The 19,142-nt window shown below is 59.1% G+C and carries 19 protein-coding genes; 12 read left to right on the forward strand and 7 right to left on the reverse strand.

The window, feature by feature from the left end; translation table 11 throughout:
* Positions 1-26: 26 nt before the first annotated feature.
* Positions 27-632: a DedA family protein gene (locus tag GRI44_RS04845; protein ID WP_160600281.1), complete on the forward strand. Its 606-nt coding sequence runs from the start codon at positions 27-29 to the stop codon at positions 630-632.
* Positions 633-662: 30 nt separating this feature from the next.
* Here the strand turns inward: GRI44_RS04845 and GRI44_RS04850 are convergent, their stop codons facing one another.
* Both GRI44_RS04850 and hemW read right to left on the reverse strand, forming a co-directional pair.
* On the reverse strand, positions 663-1,559 hold the full coding sequence (locus GRI44_RS04850) for a tyrosine recombinase XerC (RefSeq protein WP_160601290.1): 897 nt from the start codon (positions 1,557-1,559) through the stop codon (positions 663-665).
* 52 nt (positions 1,560-1,611) lie between these two features.
* Positions 1,612-2,763, reverse strand: a complete 1,152-nt coding sequence (gene hemW, locus GRI44_RS04855; protein ID WP_160600282.1) for a radical SAM family heme chaperone HemW — start codon at positions 2,761-2,763, stop codon at positions 1,612-1,614.
* Between the two features lie 51 nt (positions 2,764-2,814).
* Between hemW and GRI44_RS04860 the strand changes: the two genes are divergently transcribed.
* Entirely contained in the window at positions 2,815-3,360 is a 546-nt protein-coding gene (locus GRI44_RS04860; protein WP_160600283.1) for a CAP domain-containing protein, read from the forward strand.
* Here GRI44_RS04860 and rdgB read toward each other — a convergent pair whose 3' ends face one another.
* The gene (gene rdgB / locus GRI44_RS04865; protein ID WP_160600284.1) at positions 3,361-3,987 is read right to left on the reverse strand and encodes an RdgB/HAM1 family non-canonical purine NTP pyrophosphatase; all 627 of its coding nucleotides are present in this window, start codon (positions 3,985-3,987) and stop codon (positions 3,361-3,363) included. It abuts the gene before it with no gap.
* Entirely contained in the window at positions 3,984-4,697 is a 714-nt protein-coding gene (rph, locus tag GRI44_RS04870) for a ribonuclease PH (RefSeq protein WP_160600285.1), read from the reverse strand. The genes rdgB and rph overlap by 4 nt, the downstream gene beginning before the upstream one ends.
* Positions 4,698-4,779: 82 nt before the next feature.
* Here rph and hrcA point away from each other — a divergent pair, with 82 nt between their 5' ends.
* Together hrcA and grpE are read left to right on the forward strand one after the other, a co-directional pair.
* Entirely contained in the window at positions 4,780-5,823 is a 1,044-nt protein-coding gene (gene hrcA, locus GRI44_RS04875; protein ID WP_160600286.1) for a heat-inducible transcriptional repressor HrcA, read from the forward strand.
* 17 nt (positions 5,824-5,840) lie between these two features.
* Positions 5,841-6,440, forward strand: a complete 600-nt coding sequence (gene grpE, locus GRI44_RS04880) for a nucleotide exchange factor GrpE (RefSeq protein WP_160600287.1) — start codon at positions 5,841-5,843, stop codon at positions 6,438-6,440.
* A 76-nt stretch (positions 6,441-6,516) separates the two neighbouring features.
* On the opposite strand, the gene GRI44_RS04885 is transcribed toward grpE, so the two are convergent.
* Together GRI44_RS04885 and GRI44_RS04890 are read right to left on the reverse strand one after the other, a co-directional pair.
* Positions 6,517-7,008 (reverse strand): vgr related protein, encoded by a 492-nt coding sequence (locus GRI44_RS04885; protein WP_160600288.1) that lies wholly within the window; start codon positions 7,006-7,008, stop codon positions 6,517-6,519.
* 20 nt (positions 7,009-7,028) lie between these two features.
* Positions 7,029-7,511 (reverse strand): copper chaperone PCu(A)C, encoded by a 483-nt coding sequence (locus tag GRI44_RS04890; protein ID WP_332872360.1) that lies wholly within the window; start codon positions 7,509-7,511, stop codon positions 7,029-7,031.
* A gap of 175 nt (positions 7,512-7,686) precedes the next feature.
* Between GRI44_RS04890 and dnaK the strand changes: the two genes are divergently transcribed.
* Together dnaK and dnaJ are read left to right on the forward strand one after the other, a co-directional pair.
* Positions 7,687-9,615 carry a molecular chaperone DnaK gene (gene dnaK, locus GRI44_RS04895; RefSeq protein ID WP_160600289.1) on the forward strand — a complete coding sequence of 643 codons (1,929 nt, stop codon included), beginning with the start codon at positions 7,687-7,689 and terminating at the stop codon, positions 9,613-9,615.
* Positions 9,616-9,702: 87 nt separating this feature from the next.
* Complete coding sequence (dnaJ, locus tag GRI44_RS04900) at positions 9,703-10,824, forward strand: molecular chaperone DnaJ (protein WP_160600290.1); 1,122 nt, start codon at positions 9,703-9,705, stop codon at positions 10,822-10,824.
* 81 nt (positions 10,825-10,905) lie between these two features.
* Here dnaJ and GRI44_RS04905 read toward each other — a convergent pair whose 3' ends face one another.
* Entirely contained in the window at positions 10,906-13,239 is a 2,334-nt protein-coding gene (locus GRI44_RS04905; protein WP_160600291.1) for a patatin-like protein, read from the reverse strand.
* A 71-nt stretch (positions 13,240-13,310) separates the two neighbouring features.
* Here GRI44_RS04905 and radA point away from each other — a divergent pair, with 71 nt between their 5' ends.
* The 6 genes from radA (at position 13,311) to phaR (ending at position 19,087) form a co-directional block, all read left to right on the forward strand.
* Positions 13,311-14,711: a DNA repair protein RadA gene (gene radA / locus GRI44_RS04910; RefSeq protein ID WP_160600292.1), complete on the forward strand. Its 1,401-nt coding sequence runs from the start codon at positions 13,311-13,313 to the stop codon at positions 14,709-14,711.
* A gap of 14 nt (positions 14,712-14,725) precedes the next feature.
* Positions 14,726-15,253, forward strand: coding sequence for a CvpA family protein (locus GRI44_RS04915; RefSeq protein WP_160600293.1), 528 nt, complete (start codon positions 14,726-14,728; stop codon positions 15,251-15,253).
* Complete coding sequence (locus tag GRI44_RS04920) at positions 15,250-15,708, forward strand: iron-sulfur cluster assembly scaffold protein (protein ID WP_160600294.1); 459 nt, start codon at positions 15,250-15,252, stop codon at positions 15,706-15,708. Before GRI44_RS04915 ends, GRI44_RS04920 begins: the two co-directional genes overlap by 4 nt.
* Before the next feature lie 71 nt (positions 15,709-15,779).
* The gene (locus GRI44_RS04925) at positions 15,780-17,420 is read left to right on the forward strand and encodes an MFS transporter (protein WP_160600295.1); all 1,641 of its coding nucleotides are present in this window, start codon (positions 15,780-15,782) and stop codon (positions 17,418-17,420) included.
* Positions 17,413-18,468 carry an alanine racemase gene (locus GRI44_RS04930; RefSeq protein WP_202386139.1) on the forward strand — a complete coding sequence of 352 codons (1,056 nt, stop codon included), beginning with the start codon at positions 17,413-17,415 and terminating at the stop codon, positions 18,466-18,468. The genes GRI44_RS04925 and GRI44_RS04930 overlap by 8 nt, the downstream gene beginning before the upstream one ends.
* 64 nt (positions 18,469-18,532) lie before the next feature.
* Positions 18,533-19,087: a polyhydroxyalkanoate synthesis repressor PhaR gene (gene phaR, locus GRI44_RS04935; protein ID WP_160600296.1), complete on the forward strand. Its 555-nt coding sequence runs from the start codon at positions 18,533-18,535 to the stop codon at positions 19,085-19,087.
* Positions 19,088-19,142: the final 55 nt, after the last annotated feature.

Genomic DNA, 19,142 nt, shown 5'->3' on the forward strand with positions numbered 1-19,142 from the left:
TCTGCGATCCATGCGTTGCGCGATACATGACTGAATTCATTATCAACGCCGTCGAGCAGGGCAGCTATATCGGTATCCTGTTGCTGATGGCGCTGGAGAATATTTTTCCCCCTGTGCCATCCGAAGTGATCATGGGGCTGGGCGGGGTGCTGGTCGGGCAGGGTAAAATGGGGTTCTGGCCGCTGCTTTTTGCAGGCACGGTGGGGTCAACCCTGGGCAATTACGTCTGGTATTGGGTAGGCGATAAATGGGGCTATGAACGCTTGCGTCCCTTTATCGACCGGTTTGGCCGCTGGCTGACGATGGAATGGCACGATATCGAACGGGTGACCGAGTTTTTTCAGAAACATGGGCAGTGGGCGGTTTTCTTTGCGCGTTTCCTGCCGGTTTTCCGCACCATGATCTCCTTGCCGGCTGGCCTTGCGCATATGAGCCTGCGGCGCTTCATCGCATTCACCTTCGTCGGGTCTGCCATCTGGAACGTATTTCTGATTTTTGCCGGCACCTTGCTGCACACCTATCTTGACGGGGCGCAGAATATGCTTGGCTGGATCGTGGCGGGCTTTGTCGGCGTGGGGCTGGCTGCTTATGTATGGCGGCTGGTCACATGGAAACCGCGCGCCCAGCGCTAGTCCCGCTTGTGCGCCAATCCCGGCAGCGTATCAGTCCCGCTCGCGGGGGTGCGCGCCGCGATAGGTCTCCAGCATCTTGGCCGCATCAACCTTGGTATAGATCTGTGTGCTGCCCAGGCTGGCATGGCCCAGCAATTCCTGCAGGCTGCGCAAATCTGCACCTGCACCCAGCAAATGGGTGGCAAAACTATGCCGCAATGCGTGGGGGGTGGCAGTGGCAGGCAGGCCCAGCACCAGCCGCGCTTTTGCCATGGCCTTTTGTACCATCCCCTGACTGAGCGGACCGCCCTTGGCGCCGCGAAATACAGCTTCATCATCATGGGTTGGCCACGGGCTTAACCTCGCATATTCCGCCACCGCTTCGCTCACAATCGGCAAGATCGGCACAATCCGCTGTTTGCCGCCCTTGCCGGTCACCGATAATGTCGCGCCCAGCGGCAGGTCATTTGCCTTGATGGATAGCGCCTCTGCAATGCGTAATCCTGCGCCATATAACAGCAGCAGGACCGCGCGGTCGCGTGCCCCAATCCAGCTGTCCGCCGCGCTTTCACCCACCAGATCCGCAATATTGGCAGCATCGTCAGGGCTAATAGGGCGGGGCAGTCCCTTCTTGATGCGCGGACCGCGCAGCCGCGGACCGGACTTTTCATCCATTCCTGCTTGCGCCTGCGCAAAGCTGATGAAGGATTTCAGCGCTGAAAGTTCGCGCGCGGCAGACGCATTTCCCAACCCCTCGGCCCGCCGGGCCGCAAGCTGCTTACGCAAGGCAGCGGCATCCAGCCGCGCAACATCGTCCCAGGACGATAGCCCGCAATCTTCCACAAGGCGTCTGGCACTGGAAACATAAGCGCGGACAGTATGGGCAGAACGGCGGCGGCCCTGCGCCAGATGCACGGTCCACTGTTCCAGCAGGTCCCCGTCACTCATGGCCCTATCACTCATGGCCCCGTCATTCATGGCCCCGTTACCGATGCCATTTTCATGCCTCGACCAGATCTGCATGGACCAATTCGCCCAACACGCCATCCAGCAGCGGCATTCCCTGCGCGGTCACTCCGATCCTGTCGTCTTTTGCCCACGTCAGGCCCAGATCGGTCAGCATCTGCAAACGCTGGCGATCCACCAGCATACAGGCGGATATGGCAAAGCGTTTCGCCATATCCGCAAGATCAATGCCTTCATTCAGACGCAGGCCCATCAGCAATGCTTCTGCGGCCTGCTCACGCCGGGGCAGGGGGCGAATTTCCGAAATGCCGTGGCCGGTGCGGGCGATGGCGGACAGGTAATTTTCCGGCTTTTTGTGGCGGACAGTCGCCATGCCGCCGCGCCTGCCATGGGCGCCCGGCCCTATCCCGCAATAGTCCTGATAACGCCAATAGGTCAGATTGTGGCGGCTCTGATCGCCTGCGCGGGCATGATTGCTGATCTCATAAGCAGGGATGCCAGCGGCCTTTGTCCTTTCCCGCGTCAGTGCAAACAGATCGGCTGACGGGTCTTCTTCCAAGGGCGTAAACACGCCACGGCGGACATCGGTGGCAAACCGCGTATTGGCCTCGATCGTCAGTTGATACAGCGATAGATGGTCTGTTCCAAACGCCAGCGCACGCTGCAATTCTGCATCCCATTGTGCCACGCTCTGCCCGGGCCGTGCATAGATCAGGTCGAAGCTGACCCGGCGGAAATGCTGCTGGGCCACACCCAGCGCGGCAATCCCTTCGTCCGCATCATGCAGGCGGCCAAGAAAGCGCAAAGCGTCATTATCGAGGGATTGCAGACCCAGCGAAACACGGTTGACGCCCGCCGCGGACAGATCGGCAAATTTCGCTGCCTCGACAGACGATGGATTGGCTTCCAGGGTAATTTCGATACCGGGGGCAAACCCCCATGCAGTTTCAGCCTCGGCCAGCAGATGGCCAACCAGTGCAGGCGGCATCAGGGATGGGGTGCCGCCGCCGAAAAATATGGATTCCAGCGGCTGCGCACTCGCCGTTTCGGCCTCATACCGCATATCGGCCAGCAGGGCTGCTTCCCATTCGGCATGATCGACCCCGTCACGAACATGGCTGTTGAAATCGCAATAGGGGCATTTCTTCACGCAGAAGGGCCAGTGAATATATAAAGCGCGCGCCATAGTCCGTTTCTTTCAGCATCTGTTAAGTGATCAAAGTCAAGATGCAACGCCATGGGAACGGGTCACATCACCGCGCTTGTCAGCGCCGCCATCGCTTCCGCCATCCTGGTGGTTTCTCCCCTCGGCGCGAAGCCGGCAAGCGGCCTTGGCGTTCCTGACAATCCATTCGCGAAGCGGCTGTTGCAGGCTCACAATGGCGAACGAAGCCGGGTCGGAGCGAGACATCTGCAATGGAGCGGCAAGCTGGCCCAGGACGCACAGCAATGGGCCGATCACCTGGCCCGGCGCGGCACCCTGGAACATGCGAGTTACGAAGCACGAGACAAAGCGGGCGAGAACCTGTGGATGGGCGCGGCAGGCTATTACAGCGCCGAAACCATGATTGGCGGCTTCATTGCCGAACGCAAGGATTTCCGCCCCGGCAAATTCCCCGATGTGTCACGCACCGGCAGATGGCAGGACGTGGCGCATTACACCCAGCTTATCTGGCATGACACGCGCGATGTGGGCTGCGCTGTTGCCAAGGGCCGGGTGAACGATTTTCTGGTGTGTCGCTATTTTCCGGTCGGCAACTGGATTGGCCAGCAAATCGGCTGATCAGCTGAACTGGTCAGCCACCAGCTTGGCAAACGCATCGGCGCGGTGGCTGATGCGGTGTTTCTCTTCCGGATCAAGCTCGGCAAAAGTCACATCGCGGCCCTGCGGCACAAACACCGGGTCATAACCGAAACCCAGATTTCCGCGCGGCGGCCATGTCAGCGCGCCATCTACCCGCCCTTCATAAACGGCCACTTCGCCATCGGGCCAGGCCAGTGCCAGCACACAGCTGAACCACGCATCGCGCGGCGTGTCAGGCCCCTGTTCGCACAGCAACCCTTCCACCTTGCCCATCGCCATATACCAGTCACGCCCCGGCTTGCCTTCAAACCATTGCCGCTCGGCCCAGTCTGCGGTGTAAACACCGGGCCTGCCGTCCAGCGCGGCCACGGACAGCCCGCTATCATCCGCCAGCGATACTATGCCCGACGCCTGCGCCGACGCACGCGCCTTGATCAGCGCGTTCTCGACGAAGGTTGTTCCGGTTTCAGCAGGTTCCGGCAGGCCCAGAGAGCCTGCCGAAAGACAATTGACCCCATGGGGCCCGAGCAGCGCAGAAATTTCCTTCAGCTTGCCCGCATTATGCGTGGCAATCACCAGAGATCCTGTGCCGATACGCCGCGTCATTTGGTGGCTTCGAGCTGGCTTGCAAAAATGCCGTCACAACCAATGCGCGCCAGACGCAGCAGGCGCAGCAGGCCTTCTTCGTCATAGGTCGCGCCTTCTGCAGTGGCCTGCACTTCGGCAATGTGGCCGCCGCCGATCAGGACGAAATTGGCATCTGCATCGGCTTTGCTGTCTTCATCATAATCAAGGTCCAGCACCGGCGTACCGTTAAAAATGCCGCAACTGATGGCCGCGACCTGCGCATTGATCGGGTCGGACTTGATCGCCCCTTGTTCCATCAGCGAATTGATCGCGAGGCGAAGGGCCACCCACGCACCCGAAATGGAGGCAGTGCGCGTTCCGCCATCTGCCTGGATGACATCGCAATCGAGCGTGATCTGGCGTTCGCCCAGCTTCTTAAGATCCACAACCGAACGAAGCGACCGGCCGATCAGCCGCTGGATTTCCTGCGTCCGCCCGCTTTGCCCGCCGCGGGCAGCTTCGCGCTGGCTGCGGGTATGGGTGGCGCGGGGCAGCATGGAATATTCGCCAGTGACCCAGCCTTCACCCTTGCCGCGCAGCCATGGCGGAATCCGTTCTTCGACGCTGGCCGTGCACAGCACCTTGGTGTCGCCGAAACTGATCAGGCACGAGCCTTCTGCATGCCGCGTAAATCCGGTCTCGATAGTGATAGCGCGCATTTCGTCCGGCGCGCGGCCTGAAGGTCGCATTGTAATTCCTTTGGTGGTTTGTTCATGCCGCGTTAGGCGTATGGACCTTGAGGCTGCAAGGCCAGTCACTATGTTGACCCCAATGTCTACACTGCCAATATCCGAATTGACTGACCGCGCACGCGATATTTTCCGCCTCGTGGTGGAAGGCTTCATCTCCAGCGGGCAACCGGTGGGTTCCAAGGCGCTGGCGAGTGAAGGGCGGGTAAACCTGTCTCCGGCATCGATTCGCTCCGTGCTGGCAGAACTGGAAATGCTGGGCCTGCTGGCAGCGCCGCATACCAGCGCCGGCAGAATGCCAACCGAAAGCGGGCTGCGCCTGTTTGTTGATGGCATGATGCAAGTGGCAGAACCCACGCGCGAAGAACGTGCCGCAATCGAACATAGCGTGGGCCAGCCCGGCCCGATTGAACAGGCGCTGGAAGCCACCAGCGCCATATTGTCAGACATTTCCGGCGCTGCTGGCATGGTGATGGTGCCGCGCCGCGAGCCGCGACTGGCGCAGATGAACCTTGTTGCCCTGTCGCCTGAACGGGCACTGGCAATATTGGTGGGCGAGGACGGCCAGATTGAAAACCGCGTCCTCAATCTCACCCAGCCCACTGCGGCATCTTCGCTGGAACAGGCGAGCAATTATATCACGGCGCGCCTGTCAGGCCGCACGCTGGCTGATGCTGAACGGCTGATGCGCGCTGAAATCAGCAGCGGCCGCTCCGCGCTGGATGATGCCAGCCGCGATCTGGTGGAGCGCGGCCTTGCCGTATGGAGCGCCGATGCAGCCGCCCGCCCGGTCCTCATCATCAGGGGGCAGGCCAATCTGCTGGACGAAACTGCGCTTGGCGATATCGAGCGGGTCCGATCGTTGCTGGATGATCTGGAAAACAAGCAATCTGTCGCCGGGTTGCTGGAAAACGCGCGGCAGGCTGATGCCACCCGCATTTTCATCGGCGCGGAAAACCGCCTGTTCGCCTTGTCCGGTTCGTCGGTTATCGCATCGCCATATCGTGACCGGGATGGTAAAGTGGTTGGCGTGCTGGGTGTAATAGGCCCCACGCGGTTGAATTACGCGCGGGTTGTCCCCATGGTTGATTTCACGGCCCATTCGCTGGGCAAACGTATCGGTTAAGCTGGAAAATTTGTAACATGGAAAATGAAAACAAGGGTCCGCAAGGATCGACCGAAGAAACACGGGCAGCCGCCGAAGAGTTGAAAGGCGTTCCGAAGGAATTCCTCGACGATAGCGACGATCGCGATGATGCCGAAGAAGGCAGCGTGGAAGACGCGCTGGCGCAATTGCGCGCTGATCTCGATGCCTCGAAGCAGGAAACGCTTTATGCACGGGCAGACACGCAGAATGTCCGCCGGCGCATGGAAAAGGACGTTGCCGATGCGCGCGCCTATGCCGCAACCGGGTTTGCCCGCGATGTCCTGTCAGTGTCAGACAATCTGTCGCGCGCCATCGATGCCGTGCCGCACGATCTGCGCGAGGACGAGAAGTTCAAAGGTCTGGTCGCTGGTATCGAAGCCACCATGCGGGAATTGGACAAGGTTTTTGCTCAGCATGGCATCAGCCGTATCGCTGCCATGGGCTTGCCGCTTGACCCGAACCAGCATCAGGCCATGCTCGAAATCCCGAGTGACGAGCATGAACCCGGCACTGTCGTTCAGGAAATGCAGGCCGGCTACATGATCAAGGACCGCCTGCTGCGCCCCGCCATGGTGGGTGTTTCGAAAAAACCCTGATCTTTGAACGCCTGTGGCTCCCTTTTCCCGATGTGCATTCGCTCTTTCATGGCGGTGCTTTTTCGGGGAAGGGTGGCTAGGCTGCCGCGCCCGGGAAACGCACCAGCAGATCATAGGCTGATGTGTCGGCCACACCGGCCAGTCTGACCCCGTTACGCAGCAGGAAAGCGTGCTTCACGATTTCTGCCTGCTGTTCAATACCGTAACGTTCAAGACCCCAGCCCGGCTTCAGGCTGTAATCATACCGGCTCCACGGATGGCGATGCAGCAACAGATACCATTCGCCGCGCGTCTGTGTTTGCCACACATGAACCATTTCATGAATAAACAGGCCTTGGCGAATAGCAGGTTCCAGCGCAAAATCCTCGCAATATCCTGTGCCCATCGGATGGAAGTGGATATGCCCTCGCGGTGCCATGGTCACCTTGCGCGGCTGAAACAGGAACCATTTCCTGCGCCTGATGGTCACTTTCGAATAATCGATCGCATCCCCAAACACGCTTCTGGCCAATAATATTTCGCCAGCAGTAAGTGGCCGCTGCCCGCCAACAGGGCAGGAAGCGGCCACATTATTCTTTTCAGCCTGGATCAGCGGTCGTCCCCGGCAGCACGGATTTCAGCGGGAAAACTCAGCTTGTCACCGCCCGATACGATCAGCGTCACTTCCGTGGTCCCGCCAGCCATCATTTTAGGCGAGACATTCATTGCCATCACATGCTTTCCGCCGGGCGCGAAGGTCAGCTTTTCACCTTTTTTCAGCACGATCGGCAAGGCTTCGCCCATCTGCATCTTGCCATCCCATTCGGACATTTCATGGATCATCGCGCTTTCTGCGCCCTCGACCGCCGCGCCGCTCAACGCCAGGTTGCGGTCGCCATCATAGGCAAGATCGAAATACACTGCTGCCGGGTTTCCGGCCACTGGCGCCAGCACCATGCGGGCATTGCTGGCCGAAAGACCGGGCACGCCATCGGGCGCAACCACGCCTTCAGGGGCTGCTTCTTCGCCGCAGGCAGATAGAGTGACTGACGAAATAGCCAGAGCCATTCCAAACAAAACCGATTTTTTCACTGATCATTCTCCCTGTCCATGATTGCCGGTGGACTAGCGATGCCAATCCCTTGTGCCAACAAAAACCGCTCCTATATCGCCCCCATCGAGATTGCTTATCCGAGTTGCCAAGCTGGCCCGCCTTTCGAGGGGATCACACAGGCAGCGTCCAAAAATTGAACTGAATGGGGAAACCATGGCTAAAGTTATCGGTATCGACCTTGGCACCACCAATTCTTGCGTAGCCGTCATGGACGGCGGCAAGCCGAAGGTCATTGAAAATTCCGAAGGCGCACGCACCACGCCTTCCATCGTTGCCTTCACCAAGGACAGCGAACGTCTGATCGGTCAGCCGGCCAAGCGCCAGGCAGTGACCAACCCTGACAACACCCTGTTTGCAATCAAGCGCCTGATCGGCCGCCGGTTTGACGATCCGATGACGAAAAAGGATATGGGCCTCGTCCCTTATTCCATCGTCAAGGGCAAGAATGGCGATGCCTGGGTTGAAGCATCGGGCGAAAAATATTCGCCGTCGCAGGTGTCCGCCTTCATTCTGCAGAAGATGAAGGAAACCGCCGAGAGCTATCTTGGTGAAACCGTGACGCAGGCGGTCATCACCGTTCCTGCATACTTCAACGATGCTCAGCGTCAGGCAACCAAGGATGCCGGTCAGATTGCAGGGCTTGAAGTGCTGCGTATTATCAACGAGCCAACCGCTGCCGCGCTCGCCTACGGAATGGACAAGGACGAGGGCAAGACCATCGCTGTCTATGACCTTGGCGGCGGCACCTTCGACGTTTCCGTTCTGGAAATCGGTGATGGCGTATTCGAAGTGAAGTCCACCAATGGTGACACTTTCCTCGGCGGCGAAGATTTCGACAATGCAATCGTCGAATATCTGGCCGACGCCTTCAAGAAGAAGGAAAACATGGACCTGCGGACCGACAAGCTCGCTCTGCAGCGTCTGAAGGAAGCTGCCGAAAAAGCGAAGATCGAACTTTCCAGCGCGCAGACGACAGAAGTGAACCTGCCGTTCATTACCGCTCGCATGGAAGGTGGTTCGTCCACTCCGCTCCATTTGGTTGAAACGATCAGCCGCTCGCAGCTTGAAAAGCTGGTCGGCGACCTCATCAAGCGCACGCTTGAACCGTGCAAGAAGGCACTGGCCGATGCCGGTGTCGACAAGGGCGGTATCGATGAAGTGATCCTGGTGGGCGGCATGACCCGTATGCCGCGCGTTCGCGAAATCGTGAAAGAATTCTTCGGCAAGGAACCCCACACCGGTGTGAACCCTGACGAAGTGGTTGCCATGGGCGCTGCCATTCAGGCCGGCGTTCTGCAGGGTGACGTCAAGGACGTTCTCCTGCTCGACGTAACCCCTCTGTCGCTGGGCATTGAGACTCTGGGCGGGGTATTCACCCGGATGATCGACCGCAACACCACCATCCCGACCAAGAAGACGCAGACCTACTCGACCGCTGAGGACAATCAGCAGGCCGTGACCATCCGCGTGTTCCAGGGCGAGCGTGAAATGGCGGCAGATAACAAGATGCTGGGCCAGTTTGATCTGGTTGGCATTCCTTCTGCGCCGCGCGGCGTTCCGCAGGTGGAAGTCACATTCGATATCGACGCCAATGGCATCGTGAATGTGTCGGCCAAGGATAAGGGCACCGGCAAGGAACAGCAGATCCGTATTCAGGCATCTGGCGGTTTGACTGATTCCGACATCGACCAGATGGTTCGGGATGCCGAAAAATTTGCCGATGAGGACAAGAAGCGCCGCGAAGGTGCCGAAGCCCGCAACCAAGCCGACAGCCTTGTCCATGCAACGGAAAAACAGCTGGAAGAACATGGCGACAAGATCGATGCGTCATTGAAGTCCGATGTCGAGGCAGCGATTGCCGAAACCAAGACTGCGCTCGAAAGTGACGATGCAGAAGCCATTACGGCCAAAGCGCAGGCGCTGACCGAAGTGGCCATGAAGATGGGCCAGTCGATCTACGAACAGGAACAGGCCAATGCCGCGTCACCGGGTGGTGATGATGCAGGCGCTGAGACTTCAGCCGCTGACGACGATGTTGTCGATGCTGAATTTTCCGAAGTGGATGAAGATAAAAAGGACTGATTGTCCTGTTGTTGACCATCAGCGCCATCGATGCCCACCTGCCTGGCAGGCGGGGCATCGGTGGCGCTATGGTGTAAGGTTGCCCCAATGCCGACTAGCCAGATCAACTATTACGAATTGCTCGAAGTATCGCGCGATGCTGACGACAAGACGATCAAATCGTCCTATCGGCGGCTGGCGATGCAGTTCCACCCTGACCGCAATGCAGGGTGCGAAAATTCCGAAGCGAAGTTCAAAGCCATCAGCCAGGCATATGAATGCCTGAAAGACCCGCAAAAGCGCGCTGCATATGACCGTTACGGCCATGAAGCCTTCCAGCAGGGCATGAATGGCGGCGGCAGCGGGCAGCAGGACTTTGGCGATATTGGCGACATATTCGAGACAATTTTCGGCAGCGCATTTGGCGGCGGCGGCGGCAGGCAGCAGGCCCGGCGCGGCGCTGATCTGCGCTATGACATGGAAATCGGCCTGGAAGATGCGTTTCACGGCAAGACCAGCGAAATCCAGATCGAAGTGTCGCAAGGCTGCGAAACCTGTGATGGTTCTGGTGCAACGCCCGGCACCGAGGCACGCACCTGCAATTTATGCCACGGCCACGGAAAAGTCCGCGCCAAGCAGGGCTTTTTCGTAGTCGAGCGGGCGTGCCCCAATTGCCATGGCCGCGGCGAAGTCATCGAGAAACCATGCCGCGATTGCCGCGGCGAAGGGCGCGTTGACCGCCCCCAATCGCTGCAAGTCGATATTCCGCCAGGTGTCGATACTGGCACGCGCATACGCCTTTCGGGCAAGGGCGAGGCTGGGCCCAATGGCGCGCCTTCAGGCGATTTATATATCTTTATCCATATTCGCCAGCACGGGGTCTTCCAGCGTGAAGGCACCACGCTGCTTACCCGTGTGCCGATCAGCTTCACCACCGCCGCACTTGGCGGATCGGTGGAAATTCCCGATCTGGACGGTGAGATCAATCTGATCGACATCCCGGCAGGCATCCAGTCCGGCAGGCAATTGCGCCAGCGCGGTGCGGGCATGCCAGTGCTTCAGGGCCGCGGCCGAGGTGATCTGGTGGTGGAAATAGCGGTGGAGACACCGACCAAGCTGACCAAGGCGCAAAAAGACATCCTGCAACAGTTCCGTGACAGCGAAACGGGCGACGAATGCCCTGAAAGCAGGAGCTTTTTCGACAAGGTGAAGGACGTTTTTGGCGCCTGAGATATGGTGAGATCAAACCAGGCCGCTTGAAATGATTTAGACCGATTGGCGGCAATGATTTCTAAAAGCCAATTCAGATGGTCATTTCAGGTCGGCATTCAGAGGCAATCGAATGTCAATTTCCTGCCTGATAGTGGCAATGAGATTGTGGCTAATTGTCAGCCGGCCTTCTTCCTCATCCAGAATGGCGATGAAGGCGTCGCGCTTGAACCGCTGGCTGGCGGCATGATGGAGGTCTGTCTGCACGGTTGAGCAAATGAGGTCGATCATGCGTTCAGCGCCATGCAGCCGCCCCCACAAATAATCATTCTCACGGTAGGCGCGGCTGAAAAAGGCACCGAAATTATACAGTTCCGTGCCGCGTAAAGTGGCCTTGGTCCCGCCTTCGCGGATGGACCGGGCATCGTCAGGCGAGATTCGGTCCACTTTGACAGGATCGAATTCCGTGATCCCTTCATTGCGAAGCAGCGGTAGCGTGGCGACATCGTAAAATGGGAAGCCGAGGTACGTCAGCAACATTCTGCGGCGCAGATTTGCGGGCATTTTCTCCAGCGCTTCCGCCAGCATTTCCTCGGCCGTGTCGTCCACTTCGGGCAGCAGGCGAGTGGTTGCAAGGCAATCCAGCACCGCATCGGGGTCCAGCATCACATTGACGGCGCAGCGGGCGAATTCATCACCCTCTTGCCTCGCGGCTTCCTTGTTGAAATATAGCGCCAGAATTGCGTAAATCTGCCCCCGCGCGTCTTCCAGCACATGATCGGGAATGTCGGGATCTTCTTCCCAGTCACGGGCCAGTCGTCGCGCCAGCAGACGCAGCCGTCTGACCCTGAAGCCAAGGTCATGCGTCCGGAAAAATCCGATGGCATCCGCGCTAGCGCCCCCTGATATATGCGTCAGATCATCCAGCCCGCGATTGTGGAGAGCAAAGCGAAGGCGATCGGCAATGGGCTTGGAATCGACCATTTTGAGGCTGGGCGCAGCATCCAGCACCAACTCGCCAAGATGTTCGACAATGCCGGTAAATTTTGTCTGCGCATAGGCCTGAAACGCGTAACCCGCGTCGTGCGCGGCGGCCTGCTGCGCCTTGTTGCGCCATGCTTTCAGCCGCTTTGTCGTGGGCCGGTCGAAAAACAAGGTCCGGCCAAACAGCTTTTCCACGGCCCGTTCGACATCCGGCTGCAATCCATCGATGATACGGCGCAGCCGTTCTGCTTCGCGTGACTGTTGTTCCAAAGCCTCCAGATTATCACGAATGGGCTGTTCGCGCGGGATCGTGGATAGCGAACCAAAGATGGCGGAAAAGAACCCCACCGGACTGGTATGATCTTCATCAGTCAGGCCAAAGCGGTCAGGCCGCGGGTCGATATAGACAAACCTGCGGTCAACCTCGCGCTGGGCGGGCCGGCTTTGCAGGGCCGCAATCGCGCCCTCAAAAGGCGCGTTGATCAGCACAGACCCGTCAATCAACGCCACATGTTCGCTATTATGATGGCGCACATGCACTGGCATCACCCGTTCCAGAAAGGCCGCTCGGTGGGTCCATTCATGCGCAACTTCGTGCGACAGCCGATCAATCTCGCGCAGGTGCAGCGGCGGGAATGCGCCGGGGAAGCTGGCCGTGGCGCGGGCAGCAAGAGTCAGTTCCAGCTTGTCTGCCAGATCATGGCCGCCTGCAGAGGGAACCTTGGTCGAAAAACTGATCGGCAGGCGATGCTCGCTTTCCTCGACGATTGGCGGGCTGTTGAGTCGCAGCAATTCCATATAGCCGCGAAAATCGGTCGCGGTGACAAACAGGTCGATCGGGTGCCCGGGCGGCAATAAGGGCGTTTCCTTCGGATCTTGCGCCATTGTGCCCAGCGCATCGAACAGCAGCCGCGAAAACCCCAGACCTGAAAAGGGCGGCTCGAACCAGCGGCCACGGATGAAACGGGAGACTTTCCGGCGCACTTCGGCGCGCGTTTCGACTGCCACGCTTTCCGAAACGGCATTGCCGGGGCGGGTCAGCAACCACCACGCGATCGGCTGCGCCCAGAATTTGGCAAAGCGCCACATCGGGCGCGCATCGGGGTCCAGCAGCTGGTCCACATCGGCAAAATCCAGCCACAGGTCCGTCAGCGGTTCCAGCGATTGCCCCGAATGGATTGCCTGCGCCAGGAATACCGCATTGATACCGCCCGCACTTGCCCCTGTCAGAATGTCGGGAAGAACGCGCAATTTCAGATCATGCTGCTGCTCGATATGTTCCAGCAGCGCGCGATATACGCCCTGTACGCCGCTTTCCGCTACTGTGCCTTCGTGAAAGGCGCGGCTGGCCCGGGCCAGTTTCCACACTTCCTTGGTGACGCCATGCATGTAAACCGCCAGGCTGACGCCGCCATAGCAGACAAGTGCAATCCTGAGTTCCTTTTGCCGCATAGGCCCCCTTGTGCCGCGCTAATGCTGCAAAGGCAATTGCGTTCTATCTATGTTCCTACTATCTGCGAGCAATGGCCAAAACAAAACGTCGATATGTCTGTCAGGCTTGCGGCTCGGTGTCGCAGCGCTGGCAGGGACAATGCCCCGATTGCGCGGAATGGAACACGCTTGCCGAAGATGCACCGGCCACGGTGTTCTCGCAGAAGCATAATCTGTCCAGCGGGGGCAGGGCAGTGGAATTTGTAAAACTGGACGCGCCCGGCGAAATATTGCAGCGCCGGCCCACCGGCCTTGCCGAGTTTGACCGTGCGCTGGGCGGCGGTCTGGTGCCCGGTTCCGCCATCCTGATGGGCGGTGATCCCGGCATCGGCAAATCCACCCTCCTGTTGCAGGCTGCCGCACGCATCGCGCGCACGGGGGCAGAAACCGTCTATATCAGCGGAGAAGAAGCCGCCGGACAAGTCAGGCTGCGGGCATCGCGGCTGGGGCTGGCAGACGCGCCGATCAAGCTGGCATCGGCCACATCAGTGCGGGATATTCTGACCACGCTGGGCGATATGGAAGCGCCAGCTCTACTGGTTATCGATTCCATCCAGACCATGTATTCCGACAGTATCGAAGGCGCGCCCGGCACGGTCAGCCAGGTGCGCGGATGCGCTTTTGAACTGATCCGTTACGCCAAGGAAAACGGCACGGCGCTGGTGCTGGTCGGCCATGTTACCAAGGATGGCACAATCGCCGGTCCGCGGGTGCTGGAACATATGGTCGATGTGGTCATGAGCTTCGAAGGTGAACGCAGCCATCAGTACAGAATTCTGCGTGCGCTGAAGAACCGGTTTGGCGCGGTCGATGAAATTGGCGTGTTTGCCATGGCTGGCGCGGGGCTGGAGGAAGTATCCAACCCTTCGATGCTGTTCCTGTCAGGGCGGGAAGCGCCCATGGCGGGAAGCTCGGTTTTTCCCGCGCTGGAAGGAACGCGGCCTGTTCTGGTGGAGATACAGGCGCTGATCGTTCGCTTGCAAAGCGGGGCCACACCGCGCCGCGCGGTAGTGGGCTGGGACAATGGCCGCCTTGCCATGCTGCTGGCGGTGCTGGAATCGCGGTGCGGCCTCAATTTCAGTTCGGCAGAAGTCTATCTCAACGTGGCAGGCGGATACCGGCTGTCTGACCCGGCAGCAGATGTGGCCGTGGCGGCGGCGCTGGTGTCGGCTTTGGCTGACAAGGCGCTGCCAACACACAGCGTCTGGTTTGGCGAAGTGTCGCTGGCCGGAGAAATTCGCAATGTCGCCCATGCAGGGGTCCGGCTGCGAGAGGCGGCAAAGCTGGGTTTCGACAAGGGGTTCGGGCCAGCACCATCCGGCGATGCTGACAAGAAGGCTGGCGGGAAATCTGGCGAAAAGGCTGGCGGTCTTAACTATCAAACAATGCAACAGCTTGCCAATGTCGTTGACCGGATCATGGCATCGCCTTAGATGCAACGGCAATTATGACCGGCTTTGATATCATCGTGCTCATCATCGTGGGTGTCGCCTCCATCGGCGGGTTCCTGCGCGGCTTCGTCCAGGAAGTGCTGTCGCTTGCGGCATGGATACTTGCCGTATTTGCCATCCATTATCTGCACACGCCCCTGTATGAATTCATCGAACCGCGCATTGGCACCCCGTCCGGCGCGGCCATTCTCGCATTTGTCCTGCTGCTGCTCATCCCATATGCGGCGATGAAATTGATTGCTGGACGGGCGGGCAATGCCGCGCGCAGTTCCGTGCTTGGCCCGATTGACCGTGTGCTGGGGTTTGGTTTTGGCGCCATAAAGGGCGGTATCATCGTGGTATTGGCATTTTCATTGCTGGTGCTGGGGTATGACACAGCCTGGGGCGTTGCGGGCCGTCCGGCATGGATTACCACGGCCAGAACCTATCCGCTGGTTAATGCGAGCGCCGATGCGCTGGTAAAGCTGATCCAGGACCGGCGGAGCACCCTGCGCGAGGCTGATCAAGATGCCGCGCCGCAATGACCCCTGCGTCAGGCAGGCCGCTTTACACGCCTGAATTGCTTGGTCTTGCGGTCAAGCTGGCCGACTATCCGCTGGACCGCGATGCACTTTTTCAGGGGCAGGCGCGTTCCCGCACGTGCGGTTCCACAATCAGCGCCGGTTTTTCGCTGGACCGCCACAACCGCATCGCAACCCTGGGAATGGCGGTTTCGGCATGTGCTGTGGGCCAGGCCGCCGCGGCAATTTTTGCAGAAGGCGCAGCGGGAAAAACAGCGGATGATTTGCAGGCCACATTACAAGCGCTGGCAAGCTGGCTGGTCGGCGAACAGCCTTGCCCTCCCATGGACCTAGACGCCGCTTGGCCCGGGATTGAAGCGCTGCAACCTGCGCTTCCTCACGCGGGCCGTCACGGCGCCATTCTGCTACCGTGGAGAGCAGGGGTTGATGCGCTTTGCAAGCCTGCACAGGCGGGCTAGAGCTTCCGCATGATGCAGTATCCGGTTCTGCGCATTTCGAGGGGGAGTGACAACACCATGAGCGCCGCAGCATGAGCGAAACCGTCCCGGCCACCCAGGCTGAACCCACAGAACGCGAAATCAGGCTGGTCATCGCGGCATCATCTGCCGGTACGATTTTCGAATGGTATGATTTCTTCATTTACGGCACGCTTGCCAGCCTGATTGGCGCGGCTTTCTTCCCGTCTGACAACGTAACATTGCAATTGTTGCTGGTGTGGGCCGGATTTGCCGTTGGCTTCGGCTTTCGTCCGCTGGGCGCAGTGCTGTTTGGCTATCTGGGTGACCGGCTGGGGCGCAAATACACGTTTCTGGTAACCGTCACGCTGATGGGCATTGCCACGGCCGGGGTCGGGCTGATCCCCAGTGCGGCAAGCATCGGCATTGCAGCGCCCGCCATCGTGATCCTGCTGCGGGTCTTGCAGGGCCTTGCGCTGGGCGGTGAATATGGCGGTGCAGCCATCTATGTTGCGGAACATGCGCCAGCGGAAAAGCGCGGCTTTTATACCAGCTTCATCCAGGCCAGTGTCGTCGGCGGGTTTGTCCTCAGCATCATCGTGGTGCTGACGTGCCGCTTCTTCATATCGCCGCAAGATTTTGCCGCGTGGGGCTGGCGGATGCCGTTCCTCTTGTCCATCGTCCTTCTGTTCATTTCCTTGTGGATGCGCCTCAAACTTTCCGAAAGCCCTGTGTTCAAGGCGATGAAGGAAGCGGGCGAGATGGCCAAAAACCCCTTTGTCGAAAGTTTCACCTATCCGGGGAACAAGAAGCGCATATTTGTCGCCCTGTTCGGCATCAGCGGCATTCTTACCACCATCTGGTATACGGCATTTTTCTCCGGCCTGTCCTTCCTGCGTGGGCCCATGCGGCTTGATGAAGGCGTGACCGAAGTGATCGTGCTGGTTGCCGGGCTGATTTCCATGAGCTTTTACATTCTGGTCGGCCGCTGGTCTGACCGGGTTGGGCGCAAGAAACCCATCATCATCGGCGCGATTGCCACGCTGGTATTGCTGTTTCCGATTTTCTGGGGACTTGGCGCGTTGAGCAATCCGGGCCTGACTGCCAGCGCGCGCGATGCGCCAATCGTGGTTATCGGCACGGATTGCGATTATGATCCGCTCGCCAGCAAGCAAGCGACAGAGTGCGGCCGCATGCTGGGCGATCTGACCGCGCTGGGCGTTTCCTATACCGTCGATGACACTGCACAAGGCCCGCTGGCAGAACAGATGGCATCGCCCATCATCATTGGCGACAAGATCCACAGCTACGCCGGGCTGACAGACGAAATGCGCAAAGCAAATGTGCAAGGCTGGCTGGAAGAGCAAGGTTATGACTTCGCCAGAAAGATACCCTCGCCCGCCAATCTGATTGGCATCATCGCCCTGCTGTGCGCGCTGGGCGTGTTGTCAGCACTGACTTATGGTTCGGTGGCCGCATTGCTGACAGAAATGTTTCCGCCGCAAATCCGCTACAGTTCCATGTCCATCCCCTATCACATCGGGGCAGGCTATCTGGGCGGGTTTTTGCCGCTCATCGCGGGCTATATCGTTGCGACCACCGGCAATGCCTATGCCGGGCTATGGTATACGTGGGTGATCGTGGCATTCGGGCTGCTGGTGGCATGGTGGGGCATCCCCAATGGCCCGCCGCGCGATTTTGAACCTGATGCCTGAACTTCCGCCACCAACATTACGGCTGCGGCTGGATGCTGATGCACTGGCCAGCAACTGGCGTGTGCTGGATGCCATGTCGGGCACGGCTGCTGCGGGGGCGGCGGTCAAGGCCGATGCCTATGGACTTGGCGTGGACCAGGTTTTGCCGGCGCTGCGCGGTGCGGGCGCACAGGATTTCTTCGTCGCACATTGGAGCGAGGTGCCGGATGTGACTGCCCATGTGCCGCCGGCTCAATTGTCGGTCCTGCATGGGCCAGTCCACCGCCAGGATGCAGATTATGCGCGGCAGACAGGGGTGCGTCCCGTCATCAACAGCCTTGATCAGGCAGGTTTGTGGCTGGCTGGCGGAGGCGGCCCGTGCGATCTGATGATCGACACCGGGATCAACCGTCTGGGCGTCGCCATGCATGACATTCACGACGCCGTTCTGGCGCGGCTGGATGTGGTCACGCTGATGTCGCATCTTGCATCGGCAGATGAAGACAGCGCCTTCAACGAAGCCCAGCTTGGCCGTTTCAGAACTGCTGCTGCAGCAATTCCGGCCCGGCGGCGCAGTTTTGCCAACAGTGCCGGCATCGCTTTGGGCGCCGACTATGCCTTTGATCTCACCAGGCCAGGGCTTGCCCTTTATGGCGGCGTGCCCCGCGCTGAAATGGCCGGCACAATCCGCCAGGTTGCCTGGCCGCAGGCAGCGATTATCCAGCGCCGCCAGCTTCAGGCGGGCGATAGTGTAGGCTATAACGCCACTTTCACTGCGGACCGCCCCATGGTGGCCGGGGTAATTTCGCTCGGCTATGCCGACGGCTATCTCAGATGCTGGTCGGGCAAGGGCGCGCTGAAATCGGGCGATGCCATGCTGCCTTTACTGGGCAAGGTTTCGATGGACATGGTCGTAGTCGATCTTGGCAATGCATCGCATCTTCGCGAAGGGGACTGGGTGGATGTGCCGTATGATCTGCACCAGGCATCCGTTACCAGCGGTCTTTCGCAATATGAATTACTGACCGGGCTGGGCCGGCGTTTCCGCCGCAAATTTCAACAGGGGTGATTTTGTTGCACTGCACATGCTGCACCTGCTAATACAGCATCAATTGCAACATGAGGTAATCTCGATGGCCAAGCGCGATCCCAAAGACGGCGATACCGTCATCATCAAGAAATACGCCAATCGCCGCCTGTATAATACCAGTTCGTCCAGCTACATCACGCTGGACGATCTTTCGAAAATGACGCGCGACGGAACGGATTTCAAAGTGGTCGATGCCAAGACCGGCGATGACATTACCCATTCAATCCTGACACAGATCATCATGGAAGAAGAAGCCAGCGGCGAACATATGCTGCCGGTCAGTTTCCTGCGTGAACTGATTTCGATGTATGGCAATTCCATGCAATCAGTGATGCCGCATTATCTGGAAGCGGCGATGACCAATTTTCGCGCCAACCAGAGCAAATTGCATGATGCGTTTCGCAAGGGCATCGGCACCAATCCGCTGGCCAAGCTGGCAGAGACCAACATTGCCATCATGCGCGCTGCCACGCAGGCGTTCATCCCTGACACCGCGAAGCCGGATGATGCGGAAGAACCGGCAAAGAAAGACGAACTGGCAGCCTTGCGCGAGCAAATGGCCGCCATGCAGAAAAAACTGGACGAGCTGGGCAGTTAATCACCCGCATACCGTCTTGCCAGACTTGATTTACCCAACGATTTAGTTGCCCGAA

It is taken from the genome of Allopontixanthobacter confluentis (genome assembly GCF_009827615.1).
Lineage (GTDB): Bacteria > Pseudomonadota > Alphaproteobacteria > Sphingomonadales > Sphingomonadaceae > Allopontixanthobacter > Allopontixanthobacter confluentis.

Excerpts from the sequence above, each read along its gene's own strand:
- rph (WP_160600285.1), bottom strand. The coding sequence starts at position 4,697 with ATGCGACCTTCAGGCCGCGCGCCGGACGAAATGCGCGCTATCACTATC.
- dnaJ (WP_160600290.1), top strand. The coding sequence starts at position 9,703 with ATGCCGACTAGCCAGATCAACTATTACGAATTGCTCGAAGTATCGCGC.
- GRI44_RS04925 (WP_160600295.1), top strand. The coding sequence starts at position 15,780 with ATGAGCGAAACCGTCCCGGCCACCCAGGCTGAACCCACAGAACGCGAA.
- rdgB (WP_160600284.1), bottom strand. The coding sequence starts at position 3,987 with ATGACGCGGCGTATCGGCACAGGATCTCTGGTGATTGCCACGCATAAT.
- hrcA (WP_160600286.1), top strand. The coding sequence starts at position 4,780 with ATGTCTACACTGCCAATATCCGAATTGACTGACCGCGCACGCGATATT.
- GRI44_RS04920 (WP_160600294.1), top strand. The coding sequence starts at position 15,250 with ATGACCCCTGCGTCAGGCAGGCCGCTTTACACGCCTGAATTGCTTGGT.
- GRI44_RS04930 (WP_202386139.1), top strand. The coding sequence starts at position 17,413 with ATGCCTGAACTTCCGCCACCAACATTACGGCTGCGGCTGGATGCTGAT.
- GRI44_RS04905 (WP_160600291.1), bottom strand. The coding sequence starts at position 13,239 with ATGCGGCAAAAGGAACTCAGGATTGCACTTGTCTGCTATGGCGGCGTC.
- grpE (WP_160600287.1), top strand. The coding sequence starts at position 5,841 with ATGGAAAATGAAAACAAGGGTCCGCAAGGATCGACCGAAGAAACACGG.
- GRI44_RS04860 (WP_160600283.1), top strand. The coding sequence starts at position 2,815 with ATGGGAACGGGTCACATCACCGCGCTTGTCAGCGCCGCCATCGCTTCC.
- hemW (WP_160600282.1), bottom strand. The coding sequence starts at position 2,763 with ATGGCGCGCGCTTTATATATTCACTGGCCCTTCTGCGTGAAGAAATGC.
- GRI44_RS04850 (WP_160601290.1), bottom strand. The coding sequence starts at position 1,559 with ATGAGTGACGGGGACCTGCTGGAACAGTGGACCGTGCATCTGGCGCAG.
- dnaK (WP_160600289.1), top strand. The coding sequence starts at position 7,687 with ATGGCTAAAGTTATCGGTATCGACCTTGGCACCACCAATTCTTGCGTA.
- phaR (WP_160600296.1), top strand. The coding sequence starts at position 18,533 with ATGGCCAAGCGCGATCCCAAAGACGGCGATACCGTCATCATCAAGAAA.
- GRI44_RS04845 (WP_160600281.1), top strand. The coding sequence starts at position 27 with ATGACTGAATTCATTATCAACGCCGTCGAGCAGGGCAGCTATATCGGT.
- radA (WP_160600292.1), top strand. The coding sequence starts at position 13,311 with ATGGCCAAAACAAAACGTCGATATGTCTGTCAGGCTTGCGGCTCGGTG.
- GRI44_RS04915 (WP_160600293.1), top strand. The coding sequence starts at position 14,726 with ATGACCGGCTTTGATATCATCGTGCTCATCATCGTGGGTGTCGCCTCC.